The organism is Lysobacterales bacterium (genome assembly GCA_016703225.1).
Lineage (GTDB): Bacteria > Pseudomonadota > Gammaproteobacteria > Xanthomonadales > Ahniellaceae > JADKHK01.
This window is the reverse complement of the sequence record JADJCM010000010.1, coordinates 272,873-284,733: the sequence shown is the minus strand read 5'-3', so window position 1 is coordinate 284,733 and position 11,861 is coordinate 272,873. Positions and strand designations below refer to the sequence as shown.

Here is an 11,861-nt window from a genome sequence, read left to right as displayed (position 1 = left end):
GTAGCGATGAAGTCGGCGAACAAGCTCGGGACGAGTGCGGAGTCGATGGAGCGAAGGCTGGGGCCAAGGGGAACGCGCGCGGAGCGATCCACGCCGGACGCAGAGCCGGGAAAGCGTGCAGCGGTCACTCCAACGCGTGCGGCAAAGAGCAAGGCAGGAAAGGCAGGAGCGATTCACATCCGCATCAAGTCACGCCCAAGCTGCTGATGCGGCGTTCCTGACGCTGAAGAAGAATGCGGCGCTGGAATTGATGGCGTGACGTGGCGGGACTACGAGGCCAATCGAGCATCGAATCTGCGCAGCCTGCATGAACGCTTGCATCGCGGCACGTATCGACCGAAGGCTTCCGCGACGGCAGTACATCCTGAAAGCGGATGGACGCACTGCGCCCATTGGGCATCGCGGCGCTGGAAGATAAGATCGTGCAGTCGGCGCTGGTGAGCGTGTTGAACGCTGTGTATGAGGAAGACTTCCTCGGCTTCTCGTATGGATTCCGCCTCGGTCAAAGGCCAACACGATGCGCTGGATGCCTGCGGTCGGAGTGCGGATCGTGCGAAGGTGAACTGGTGGTGGATGCCGATATCGAGCGGTTCTTCGATACGGTGGACCACGACTGGCTGCTGCGTTCCGTGGCGCATCGGATCGGTGACCCCGGTCATGAAGCTGATCCGGCAATGGCTGCGCGCCGGTGTCATGGAAGATGGATCGGTCAGAGAGAGACGTTGGAAGGCACGCTGCAAGGTGGTGATCTCGCCACTGTTGGCGAACATCTATCTGCACTATGCGTTTGACGGGGGCCAGACAGGGGCGGCAACGCCACGCGCAGCGGCCGCATGATCGTGGTGCGCTAGTGCCGATGACATCGTGCTCGGTTTCGAGTACCGCGACGAGGCCGTGAAGCGTTCCGTCGGGCGATGAGCGACCGGTTGGCTACGTGCTTGCTCACGCTGCATCCGGAGAAGACCCGCATGCTCGAGTTTGGTCGTTTCAACCGGCTCGCGCACGGCGGGGCGAGAGCAAACCGGAGACGTTCACGTTCCTCGGCTTCACGCACATTTGTGCAGAGGATTTGCACGGGCGCTTCCAGCCGAAGCTGCAACGACATTCGCGTCGGGATCGCTCGCGGGCGATGCTGGCGCGGATCAAAGTTAAGCGTTCAAACGGCGGCATGCACTGGGCGATCCCTGAGCGCGGGCGCTGGCTGGCGCAGGTCGTGCGCGGGTGGTTCGGCTACCATTGCGGTGCCCACCAACTTCCGGGCGCTGGACGCGTTCCGGCAATTCACGTCGTCGTTCTTTGGCGACGCACTTTGAATCGACGCAGTCAGAAGGCCAACACTACCCGGAGTCGCACGACTCAGATCGCCGCCGACTACCTGCCTGCTGCACGCATCAGCCATCCGTGGCCGAGCGTGCGCTTTGCCGCCAATCACCCAAGGTGGAGCCCGGTGCGTCAATCACGCCCGCCGGATCTGTGCGGGTGTGCCGTGAGGCGCGTCTCTGGTCGCGATCAAGGCTGCACCTTCCCAGACGGAGAGTCTCGATGAGAACCCCGTTACGTTTTCTTCTTCGATCCGCCTCGCCGCGCTGTGCGTGGTGCTCGCCGTATCTGTGTTCGGACTCGCGTGGTTTCGCTCTGAGCAGGCACGCAACCGACATTTCCCATTGGCCTCGCCTGGCGATCGAGGACACCGTCACGCCCGAACGCATCGCTCGTGGCGAGCAACCTCGCGCGCACTCGCGGCTGCACTGGCTGCCACGGCCCGGAGTTGATGTGGGCGAACACATGATCGATGCCGGCCCGGTGGACGGTGGTCTACACGCTGAACCTGACCCCGGGCGGCGTGCCACGCACGACCTTGCCCGCTTCGAGCACGCGCTGCGCCACGCCGTGGCTCGCGACGGCCGTCCCCTGCTGGTCATGCCCGCGGAGGATTTCGCGCTATTTCCGAACGTGGATGTGGTCGCACTGTTCGGGTACCTGAAGCAACTCCCGCCGGTGACCACGACCCAGCCCGCAAGCCGCATCGGACCGTTGGGCCGCGTGCTGTACCTGTTCGGGCAACTGCCGGTGTGGAAGGCAGGGAGCATCGACCACGCACTTGCCAGCCGTGGCGCACCAGCGCCGCCAGCGACAGCAGACGTCGCCTACGGTGCCTACGTCGCCCAAGGTTGCATCGGCCGCCGGCGCCACCTTTTGGTGGGCGGCTGCATCCCGGGCACGCCGCCGGACTTCATCGCTGCGGCGAACCTGACACCACGCGAACGGCCTTTGCTGACCGGTCCGAAGCGGATTTCTTCCGCGCGATACGCGAAGGCAAGCGGCCCGAACGGCAGCGCGATCGACGCGGTCATGCCCTGGCGCGAATTGCGGCACATGGACGACATCGAGTTGAGCGCGCTCTGGGCTTACCTGCGCTCGCTGCCGCCGCGTGCACGCTGACGCCGAGCCGTCTGGCTTGCAGCGGCCACGCGGCGACGGGCATCATGCCACCTCCTGCGGAGATCCCCGATGTCTAGAACCGTACGCAAGTCCACCCCGATCCTGTTCGTCGAGCGCATCGAAGCCTCGCTGCCGTTCTTCGAGGCGGTCGGATTCGTCAAGGTGATGGATGTGCCGGATGGCGACCGGTTCGGCTTCTGCATCCTCGACTGTGCGGGCGTCGAGGTGATGCTGCAGAGCTGCGCGTCGCTGGCCGCGGACATGCGGCGCGCGGCCGCGCGCGGCCGCGGTTTCCTGTTCATGGAAGTGCCCGACCTCGCGGCGGTGGAGGCCGCTCTCGCCGGCCACGCCGTGTACATGCCACGGCGCAGCACCTTCTACGGCTCCGAGGAAACCGGCTTCATCGATCCCGGTGGGCACTACGTCACCTTCGCGCAATTCGCGCAGGGGCACTGAGGCTCAGCGCTCGCCGTCCTCGTCGTCGCGCGGGTCTCGATCGGCGAGGCATCGCCGTCCTCGGTCTCCGCCGATTCATCGCCAGCCGCGGCGGCGGCCTCGGCGTTCTGCGGGTCATTCGTGGCGGCCTCGCGCACCTGCTGCTCGTCGGTCTGCACGCCGATGTGATAGGCAGCAAAACCGGGCAGCACGATCTGATTCAGGGCCATGCCGATGACCTTGCCCTGCACCGGCGACACGATCGCGCGCTCGCTGTTCTGCACCGGGTCGATGACCTTGCCAAGACGCTGGCCGACGCGCACCGGTCGCCAAGATTCACCTCGGAGAACAGCATGCCACGGCTACCCGAGCGCACCCATTTGGCCGCGTAAAACAGCGCCTGCGGCTCGGCCCATGCGAAAGCTGCGGGTCATGCCCATCTTGTGCAGCAGCGTGTGCAGGGCTTGCACCGCATGGTCGATCTCGGCCGGTTCCAGCATCGGCGACCCGACCTCGAAGGTGATGTGGCCGGAATGCCGGCCGCCACCGCGGCATGGCGCAGCATGCCGCGCGAACCCGGCGAATGCAGTACCGCGGTCGCTCCGAAGCCGCGCGAGAACTCGAGCACGGCCGGGATGCGCGGGTCGCCGCGCACCTGCGGCAGATTCTTGCGATCGAAGGATCCGGGTATGGAAATCCACCAGCGCCTGGCAATTCGACACCACTTCAGAGAAGAAACTGTGCGCGATGCGCGAGGCCGAACTGCCGCTCGTCGTGCCCGGGAAATAGCGGTTGAGATCGCGCCGATCCGGCAGGCGCGAGCCGCGCGCGTAGCCGAGGTAGTTCACGATCGGCACGCCGACCACGGTGCCGGACAGGCCTGCAGGATCCAACTCATTCATCAGGCGGCGCACGATCTCGATGCCATTGAGTTCGTCGCCGTGCACCGCTGCAGTCAAGCAGATGCGCGGCCCGCCGTTGTCCCGTGCGCGACGATTACCGGCGTGGTCACCACGGTGCCGTCAAAACTTTGTCCGGACGCCCAGTGCAATTCGGCGCGTGTTCCCGGCGCACCGACTGACCGAGCAGCGATAGCGGCGTGGTTTCGGCCCCGCGGCCATGATCGGCAACAGCGTCACCGCGACTGCGTCCATGGTCGGGCCACCACCGCCATCGGCGTCTTTGGCAACGCTGCGGGTGCAACTGCCGCCGGCGCTGCGGCTGCCTCGCGCGCAGGCTCGCTGGTGCTCTGCGCGGGGCCCGGGCTTGGCGTCGATCGGAAAATCCTGGGCACCCACGGCCAGCCCCGCGCACAACCAGACGCCAGCCAGCACCCGGCCTCATGCGCCCGCCACCCGGCAATGCGCAGACACCGTGCACTTCCAGCGTCTGCGCGTGCGGCGTGAATCCGAGCGAGTCGGCGTGCGCCACCAGCATCGACGCCACCCTGGAATCGCAGAACTCGGTGGCCACGCCGCAGCGGTCGCAGATGAAGAACGGCACCGAGTGCTGCTCCGCCGGGTGATGGCAACTGGTGAAGGCGTTGATCGATTCGAGCTTGTGGATGAAGCCGTGCTCGATCAGGAAGTCGAGCGCGCGGTAGACCCTGGGGTCGGCGCAGCGCGCCCACGTCCGGGCGCAACTGGTCGAGCAGTTCGTAGGCCTTGACCGGGCGATCCGCGGCCCGCGATCAGCTCCAGCACGCGTCGCGCATCGGCGTCAACTTGAGGCTACGCGCAGCGCAGGCCGCCTCCACCGCGTGCACGAACGCCACGGGCGCATGCGCATGCTGATGCCCTCCGTGCCGCAGCGGACTCATCTCAGGCCGCCTGCTGGCGCTGGCAGTGGCGCACCGCGGCGTCGATGCGCGCGAGCGCCGCTTCTGGCCGGTCAGGTACACGGTCTGGTCGATCGACGGGGACACCTGCGAGCCGGTGATCGCGACGCGCAGCGGCTGCGCGATTTGCCGAGGAGGCCGACGCCGATCTTCTCGACCGCGGCGCGCAGCGCGGCATCCACCGTGGCTGGCGACCATTCGCCTTCGCCGATCGCGCCAGCGCGTCGTGCGCAGCTCGAGCGCCGGCGCTGCGCCGCAACCAGATGCTTCGCCGCGGAATCGGCGTCGATCACGATCTCGGCCGGCTTCGGTCCGTGCGCCATCGCGTAGTGGAGGTCCTCCAGGTGCGGGATCAGATGCGCCGCGACTTTCTCCGGCAGGTCGGTCTTGAGGTAGTGCTGGTTCAGCCAGTGCAGCTTGTCCATGTCGAAACGTGCCGGCGCACGGTTCACGTCGCGCACATCGAACAGATGGACCAGTTCCTCGCGCGAGAACACTTCCTGGTCGCCATGCGACCAACCGAGGCGCACCAGGTAGTTCAGCAACGCGTGCGGCAGAAAACCGTCGTCGCGGCACGTTCATCACGTTGACCGCACCAGTGGCGCTTGGAGAGGCGCGCGCCATCCTGGCCGAGGATCATCGGCAAGTGCGCGAACACCGGCGGCTCGTGGCCCATGGCGTAGTAGATGTTGATCTGGCGCGGGGTGTTGTTGATGTGGTCGTCGCCGCGGATCACCTCGGTGATCTTCATGTCGATGTCGTCGACCACGACCGCGAAGTTGTAGGTCGGGAAATCGTCCGAGCGCCAGATGATCAGATCATCGAGTTCCTCGTTCGAAATCTCGATGCGGCCGCGCACCTTGTCCGCGAACACCACCGTGCCGGACTGCGGATTCTTGAAGCGGATCACCGGCACCACGCCTTCGACTGCGTCGGCAACATGGCGGCACTTGCCGTCGTAGCGCGGCTTCTCGTTGTTCGCCATCTGTGCCTCGCGCAGCGTTTCCAGCCGTTCCTTGCTGCACCAGCACCGGTAGGCCTTGCCATCTGCGACCAGGTGCTGCGCGACCTGGCGATAGCGATCCAGACGCTCGGTCTGATAGAACGGCCCCTCGTCGTAATCGAGGCCGAGCCACTCCATCGCGTCCAGAATCGCGTTCACCGATTCCTGGGTCGAACGCTCGCGGTCGGTGTCCTCGATGCGCAGGATGAAGGTGCCGTTCTGCTTGCGCGCTTCGAGGTAGCAGTAGAGCGCGGTGCGCGCCCCGCCAAGGTGCAGCAGGCCGGTGGGACTCGGGGCAAAGCGGGTGCGATAGGTCATCGGGAGGGCTTCCGGAACAAGGCGCGGAGTCTAGCAAGCGCGACCGAACCGGAACCGAATGGCAGCTACACCCGAACCGCCTTCAGTGCGGGCTCGATGCGGGCAATCGCGTCGAAGTCACGATCCGAATGCAGAAGTACTTCCCTGCTCTCGACGCAGGAAGCCGCGATCAAGCAATCAATTGGACTTCGCGGCGTGTGGCCCGACCAGCGGCTTCGCGCATAGATCCAAGCGGCCCTGCGCGCGGTCTCCGCGGGGTCCGCCACGCGCAGGACCGGCAGCTTCGCGAGGATTCCGGCCAATGCGGCCCAGCGCTCGGCATTGTTCGAACCCTGCAGCACCTCCTGAATGATGCAGGGAAGCAGCGAAACCTGTTCGCCGTCCGCCACGACCTCCCTGAGTCGCAAAGTGGCTTCGGTCTGCTTCCTGCTGAGCGCATCAATCCAGATCGAACTATCGACGATCATCAAGCTTTCGCTTTTTCGATGGCTCGACTCGCCCGGAACGATAGTCCGCGGCAGGCTCGGCGACGGCGCTTTGGACGTAGCGATCTTCCGCCGTCGGATCCTCCGGATCGTATCCGGGACGAATGGCATCGAGATCGATCATGGCCTGGAGATCCGCGAGCGTGAATCGAGCGGCCGCTTGCTCCAGCGCACGCTGAACAGCTTCTCGCGCCGTCCTCGCGCCGGTGCGCTCCTTGACCGCGTCCACCAACTCGCGATCGATGACGATGTTCGTGCGCACCTGATGGCTGCGCTTCGCCGCAGACACTGCAGCGGATCTCGGAGTCTTGTTCGTGGCCATGGCCGCCTCTACACATCGGATGTGTAGCGCGAGCCTATCACGCTATCGAGCCTCCCTCCGCGCCGCATAAAACGCCTCGGCGAAGTCGTCGAAACGGTGTTCGGCGATGGCGGCGCGGATGCCCTGCATCAGCTCCTGGTAGTAGTGCAGGTTGTGAATGGTCGCGAGCGTAGAGAACAGCATCTCGCCGCACTTGTCGAGATGGCGCAGGTAGGCGCGCGTGAAGTTCCGGCAGCAATAGCAGGCGCAGTCCTTGTCCACCGGAGCGGTGTCACGCTCGTGCCTGGCGTTGCGGATGCGGACATTGCCGAAACGCGTGAACAGGTGGCCGTTGCGCGCATTGCGGGTCGGCATCACGCAGTCGAACATGTCGACGTTGCGGCGCACGCCCTCGACGATGTCCTCGGGCCGCCCAACGCCCATCAAATAACGCGGCTTGTCGTTGGGCAGGTGTGGCAGGGTCACGTCGAGCACGTGTTCGCGCTCCGGCGCCGGCTCGCCGACGCTCAAGCCGCCGATCGCATAACCGTCGAAACCGATCGCGGCGAGCCCGCTCGCCGAACGCGCGCGCAGCGGTTCGTGCATGCCGCCCTGGACGATGCCGAACAGCGCATTCGGATTGTGCATCGTGTCGAACGCAACGCGACTGCGTTCGGCCCACGCCAGCGACAGCTCCATCGAAGCACGCGCCTGCGCTTCCGTAGCCGGATACGGCGTGCATTCGTCGAAGATCATCACGATGCCGGAGTTCAGCGCGCGCTGGATGCGCATCGACTCCTCGGGCGACAGGAACACCTTGGCGCCGTCGACCGGCGACGCGAAGTGCACGCCCTCTTTCGTGATCTTGCGGCGCTCGGCCAGCGACCACACCTGGAAGCCGCCGGAGTCGGTCAGGATGGGTTTGTCCCAGCCGATGAAACCGTGCAGACCGCCGTGCGCCTCGATGACCTCGGTGCCGGGCCGGAGCCACAGGTGGAAAGTGTTGCCGAGGATGATCTCGGCGCCGATGTCGAGCACCTGCTGCGGCGTCATGCCCTTGACCGAACCGTAGGTGCCGACCGGCATGAACGCCGGCGTCTCGACCATGCCCTTGTCGAACTGCAACTGGCCGCGGCGTGCACGCCGGTCCGTGGTGTGGAGCGTGAACTGCATCAGGAGTCCTTGGGCGGTGTGATGAACATCGCGTCGCCATACGAGAAGAAGCGATAACGCTGGCGCACTGCATGCGCATAGGCCGCGAGCACGCGCTCGCGACCTGCGAAGGCCGAGACCAGCATCAGCAGGGTCGATTCCGGCAAATGGAAATTGGTGATCAGCGCATCCACCGAGCGGATGCGGTAACCGGGAAAAATGAAGATCTGCGTTTCACCGGAAAACGGCTGCACGACACCGTCGCGCGATGCCGATTCGAGCGCGCGCACAACCGTGGTGCCGACCGCGACCACGCGATGGCCGGCCGCGCGCGTGATGCGGATCTGCTGGCACAGCTCGGCACCGACATTCAGCCACTCGGCATGCATGCGGTGTTCGTGCACCGACTCGACGCGCATCGGCTGAAACGTACCGGCGCCTACGTGCAAGGTGACATGGCCGAACTTCACGCCGCGCAGGCGCAGCTCATCGAGTAGCGGCGCGTCGAAGTGCAACCCGGCCGTGGGCGCTGCGACCGCGCCCGGTTCGCGCGCGAACACGGTCTGGTAGCGGCTGCGATCGCGTTCGGCATCGTAATCGTGGATATAGGGCGGCAGCGGCATCTGGCCGATCCGGTGCAACACCGTGTCCAGCGGTTCGGGGGTGTCGAAGCGGATGCGGAAGAACTCGCCATCGCGGCCAAGCACGGTCGCCGGCACGCCGTCACCGAGTTCGAGTCGCGTGCCTTCCTTCGGCGTCTTGCTGGCACGCATCTGCGCGCGCACTTCGTGCGTGCCGAGCACGCGCTCGATCAGCACTCGACCTCGCCACCGGTGCTCTTGCGCCCATACAGTCGCGCCGGAATCACGCGGGTGTCGTTCAACACCAGCAGGTCACCGGGCTGCAGCAGTTGGACCAAGTCGCGGAACTGGCCATCGACGCAACGCGCCGCCGCGGCATCGAGCACCAGCAATCGGCTGGCCGAGCGCTCGGACAGCGGCGACTGCGCGATCAGTTCAGTCGGCAGCTCGAAATGGAAATCGGATTTCTTCACGGCAGGGCCCAGTCGGGCCGCGCATTATCGCGCAGACGGGCGATTCGCGTATTCCGTGATCCGCCCTGCCGTGTATACTTTCGCGACTAGAAGTAGATACGCAAGGAGGTCGCCATGGCCACTGCCAAGGTTTTCAAGTCCGGTAATTCGCAAGCCGTGCGGTTGCCGAAGGAGTTCCGGGTCAAGTCTAAAGTCCTGGAGATCGTCAGGCGTGACGACGGCATCCTGCTGCGCGAACCGTATCGGGGCATCGAGCGCGCCTTCGAAATACTCTCGAACATGCCCGACGACTTCATGTTGGAACGCGATGATCCGCTTCCGCAGAAGCGCTGCCCGCTTTGAATATGCGCTTCCTGCTCGACACCAACATCTGCATCTACATTCAGCGCCACAAGCCGGCCGAAGTGCTCGCTCGATTCAGGAAGTTGCGCCAAGGGGAAGCCGGCATCTCGGCGATCACTCATGGGGAGCTGTTGTTCGGCGCGATGAAAAGCCGCCAACGAGAGCGTGTGTTGGCCGAGATCGCCGAGTTGATCCTTTGGGTGCCGGCACTGGTGCTCCCGGAGGGCGCGTCGCTGCACTATGCGACGCTGCGTGCGGAAGCCGAGGCTGCCGGAAAGCCCATCGGCGGCAACGACCTGTGGATCGCCGCACACGCGCTGGCATCCGAACTGACGCTTGTCACCAACAACGAACGCGAATTCAAGCGCGTGCCCGGCCTGCGTGTGCAGAACTGGGTCAACCCAAGCTGAGCAAACCATGTCCCTCTACGCCCTCACTCGCCCCTTCCTGTTCGCGCTCGACGCTGAAACCGCGCATGGCGCCGGGCTGCGTGCGATCGAACTGGCCTATCGAACCGGGATGAATCCACTGCTCACGAACAAGCCGAAGCCGTTGCCGACAACGGTGTTCGGGATCGAGTTTCCGAATCCGGTCGGGCTTGCGGCCGGGCTCGACAAGAACGCGGCGCACGTCGATGCGCTCGCCGCGCTCGGCTTCGGCTTCATCGAGGTCGGCACGATCACCCCCAAGCCACAGTCCGGCAACCCGAAGCCGCGCATGTTCCGCCTGCCGGAACATCAGGCGGTGATCAACCGCCTCGGCTTCAACAACGACGGCGTCGATGCGCTGCTGCGCAACCTCGATGCCACGCGCTACCGCGGCGTGCTCGGCATCAACATCGGCAAGAACAAGGACACGCCGAACGAGCGCGCGGCCGATGACTACCTGATCGGCCTGCGCGCCGTGTACGAACGCGCCAGCTACATCACCGTCAACATCTCCTCGCCCAATACGCAGGGACTGCGCGACCTGCAGGAAGAAGAAACTCTGCGCCGCTTCATCGGCACGCTGCGCGAGGAACAGGAGAGACTCGGCGCCAATGGCAGGCGCAAGCCGATGCTGCTCAAGATCGCGCCGGACCTGAGCGAAACCGAGATGGATTCGATCGCCGAAGTGCTGATCGCCTCCGGCATCGACGGGCTGATCTGCACCAACACCACCACTGATCGCGCCGCTGTCGCCAAACATCGCTACGGCCACGAGACCGGCGGTCTGAGCGGCGCGTCGGTATTCGCGAAATCTACCGCGGTACTCGCCGGCATGTCGCGGCGACTGGGTGGCAAGCTGCCGATCATCGGCGTCGGCGGCATCCTCAGCGGCAACGACGCGCAGGCCAAGATCGCCGCGGGCGCGAGCCTGGTGCAGTTCTACACCGGCATGATCTACCGCGGCCCGGACCTGATCGGCCAGTGCGTCGAGGCGATCCGCTGCGGACGAGGCGGCTGATGCTGCGCGAACAGGTGTCGCTCAAGGCGCTGAACACCTTCGGCGTCGCGGCCGCGGCGCGTTGGTACGGCGAAGCCGCATCGCCTGCCGAGCTGGCGCTGCTGCTCGCCGATCCGCGGGTCGCCGAGCTGCCGCTGCTGGTGCTCGGTGGTGGCAGCAACCTGTTGCTGACGCGCGACGTCGACGGACTGGTACTGCGTTACACCGACGACCACATCCGCGTGATCGCACCCGGTCGCGACTCGCACCTGGTCGAAGTCGGCGCCGGCATGGGCTGGCACGCCTTCGTCGACTGGTCGCTCGCGCACGGCTACGTCGGGCTGGAGAACCTGGCGCTGATTCCGGGCACCGTCGGCGCCGCACCGATCCAGAACATCGGCGCCTATGGCGTCGAGGTCGAGCGCTTCGTCAACGCCGTCGAGGTGTTCGATCGCGAGCGTCGCTGCACCACGATGTTCAAGCACGATGCCTGCGACTTCGGCTACCGCCACAGCCGCTTCAAGCGCGATGGGGAGCGCGAGCGCTACATCGTCCTCAACGTCCGCTTGCGGCTGCCGCGCGCAGGCGAACTTCGCATCGGCTACCCCGGCGTCCGTGAAGAGCTGACGGCGATGGGCGTCGCCACGCCCACGGCCCGCGACGTGTTCGACGCCGTCTGCGCAATCCGCCGGCGCAAGCTGCCCGACCCGGCGGTGATCGGCAATGCCGGCAGTTTCTTCAAGAATCCCATCGTCGCTGCCGAGGTCGCGCAAGCCCTGCTCGCGAACCACCCGGGCGCACCGAACTTCGACGCCGACGAAGGACGCCGCAAGCTCAGCGCGGCGTGGTTGATCGACCAGTGTGGACTGAAGGGCTATCGCGACGGCGATGCTGGCGTGTCCGCACAACACGCGCTGGTGCTGGTCAATCACGGCGCGGCCAGCGGCGCCGATCTCTGGCGCGTGGCACAGCATGTGCAAGCCACGGTGCGCGAACGATTCGGCATCCTGCTGGAACCGGAACCGGTGGTGGTCTAGGGTCGTCCGCATCGGCCGGACCCCGGCGCG

13 protein-coding genes and 2 pseudogenes are annotated in these 11,861 nt (G+C 65.7%); 8 read left to right on the top strand and 7 right to left on the bottom strand.

Translation table 11 applies throughout. From position 1 onward, the window contains the following. The first annotated feature begins 374 nt into the window (after nucleotides 1-374). The 3 genes from IPG63_19780 to IPG63_19770 all read left to right on the top strand — a co-directional run bounded on the left by IPG63_19780 (nucleotide 375) and on the right by IPG63_19770 (nucleotide 2,898). Nucleotides 375-791 carry a group II intron reverse transcriptase domain-containing protein gene (locus tag IPG63_19780; GenBank protein MBK6729397.1) on the top strand — a complete coding sequence of 139 codons (417 nt, stop codon included), beginning with the start codon at nucleotides 375-377 and terminating at the stop codon, nucleotides 789-791. 982 nt (nucleotides 792-1,773) lie between these two features. After that, nucleotides 1,774-2,442, top strand: coding sequence for a hypothetical protein (locus tag IPG63_19775; GenBank protein ID MBK6729396.1), 669 nt, complete (start codon nucleotides 1,774-1,776; stop codon nucleotides 2,440-2,442). A 69-nt stretch (nucleotides 2,443-2,511) separates the two neighbouring features. Next, a complete protein-coding gene (locus IPG63_19770; GenBank protein MBK6729395.1) occupies nucleotides 2,512-2,898 on the top strand; it encodes a hypothetical protein in 387 nt (128 codons plus the stop codon). Here IPG63_19770 and IPG63_19765 read toward each other — a convergent pair. Continuing rightward, the gene (locus IPG63_19765; GenBank protein MBK6729394.1) at nucleotides 2,862-3,200 is read right to left on the bottom strand and encodes a hypothetical protein; all 339 of its coding nucleotides are present in this window, start codon (nucleotides 3,198-3,200) and stop codon (nucleotides 2,862-2,864) included. The two genes, IPG63_19770 and IPG63_19765, sit on opposite strands and share 37 nt — an antisense overlap. A gap of 39 nt (nucleotides 3,201-3,239) precedes the next feature. After that, on the bottom strand, nucleotides 3,240-3,836 hold the full coding sequence (locus IPG63_19760; GenBank protein ID MBK6729393.1) for a succinylglutamate desuccinylase/aspartoacylase family protein: 597 nt from the start codon (nucleotides 3,834-3,836) through the stop codon (nucleotides 3,240-3,242). A gap of 383 nt (nucleotides 3,837-4,219) precedes the next feature. Between IPG63_19760 and IPG63_19755 the strand changes: the two genes are divergently transcribed. Next, entirely contained in the window at nucleotides 4,220-4,402 is a 183-nt protein-coding gene (locus IPG63_19755; GenBank protein ID MBK6729392.1) for a hypothetical protein, read from the top strand. Nucleotides 4,403-4,767: 365 nt separating this feature from the next. Here IPG63_19755 and gltX read toward each other — a convergent pair. The 5 genes and pseudogenes from gltX to queA form a co-directional block, all read right to left on the bottom strand. Then, a pseudogene (gene gltX, locus IPG63_19750) lies at nucleotides 4,768-6,035 on the bottom strand (glutamate--tRNA ligase). Between the two features lie 65 nt (nucleotides 6,036-6,100). Beyond that, nucleotides 6,101-6,502 (bottom strand): PIN domain-containing protein, encoded by a 402-nt coding sequence (locus tag IPG63_19745; protein ID MBK6729391.1) that lies wholly within the window; start codon nucleotides 6,500-6,502, stop codon nucleotides 6,101-6,103. Further along, a complete protein-coding gene (locus tag IPG63_19740; GenBank protein MBK6729390.1) occupies nucleotides 6,489-6,842 on the bottom strand; it encodes a type II toxin-antitoxin system VapB family antitoxin in 354 nt (117 codons plus the stop codon). The genes IPG63_19745 and IPG63_19740 overlap by 14 nt, the downstream gene beginning before the upstream one ends. A gap of 42 nt (nucleotides 6,843-6,884) precedes the next feature. Beyond that, nucleotides 6,885-7,994 (bottom strand): tRNA guanosine(34) transglycosylase Tgt, encoded by a 1,110-nt coding sequence (gene tgt / locus IPG63_19735; protein ID MBK6729389.1) that lies wholly within the window; start codon nucleotides 7,992-7,994, stop codon nucleotides 6,885-6,887. Further along, a pseudogene (gene queA, locus IPG63_19730) lies at nucleotides 7,994-9,027 on the bottom strand (tRNA preQ1(34) S-adenosylmethionine ribosyltransferase-isomerase QueA). Before queA ends, tgt begins: the two are co-directional and overlap by 1 nt. Nucleotides 9,028-9,141: 114 nt before the next feature. Here queA and IPG63_19725 point away from each other — a divergent pair. The 4 genes from IPG63_19725 to murB are packed head-to-tail and all read left to right on the top strand — an operon-like array spanning nucleotide 9,142 to nucleotide 11,831. Next, on the top strand, nucleotides 9,142-9,369 hold the full coding sequence (locus IPG63_19725; GenBank protein ID MBK6729388.1) for an AbrB/MazE/SpoVT family DNA-binding domain-containing protein: 228 nt from the start codon (nucleotides 9,142-9,144) through the stop codon (nucleotides 9,367-9,369). Between the two features lie 2 nt (nucleotides 9,370-9,371). Continuing rightward, nucleotides 9,372-9,779: a type II toxin-antitoxin system VapC family toxin gene (locus IPG63_19720; GenBank protein ID MBK6729387.1), complete on the top strand. Its 408-nt coding sequence runs from the start codon at nucleotides 9,372-9,374 to the stop codon at nucleotides 9,777-9,779. Nucleotides 9,780-9,786: 7 nt separating this feature from the next. Next, nucleotides 9,787-10,815 (top strand): quinone-dependent dihydroorotate dehydrogenase, encoded by a 1,029-nt coding sequence (locus IPG63_19715; protein MBK6729386.1) that lies wholly within the window; start codon nucleotides 9,787-9,789, stop codon nucleotides 10,813-10,815. Beyond that, the gene (murB, locus tag IPG63_19710) at nucleotides 10,815-11,831 is read left to right on the top strand and encodes a UDP-N-acetylmuramate dehydrogenase (GenBank protein ID MBK6729385.1); all 1,017 of its coding nucleotides are present in this window, start codon (nucleotides 10,815-10,817) and stop codon (nucleotides 11,829-11,831) included. Before IPG63_19715 ends, murB begins: the two co-directional genes overlap by 1 nt. The last annotated feature ends 30 nt before the right edge of the window (nucleotides 11,832-11,861 follow it).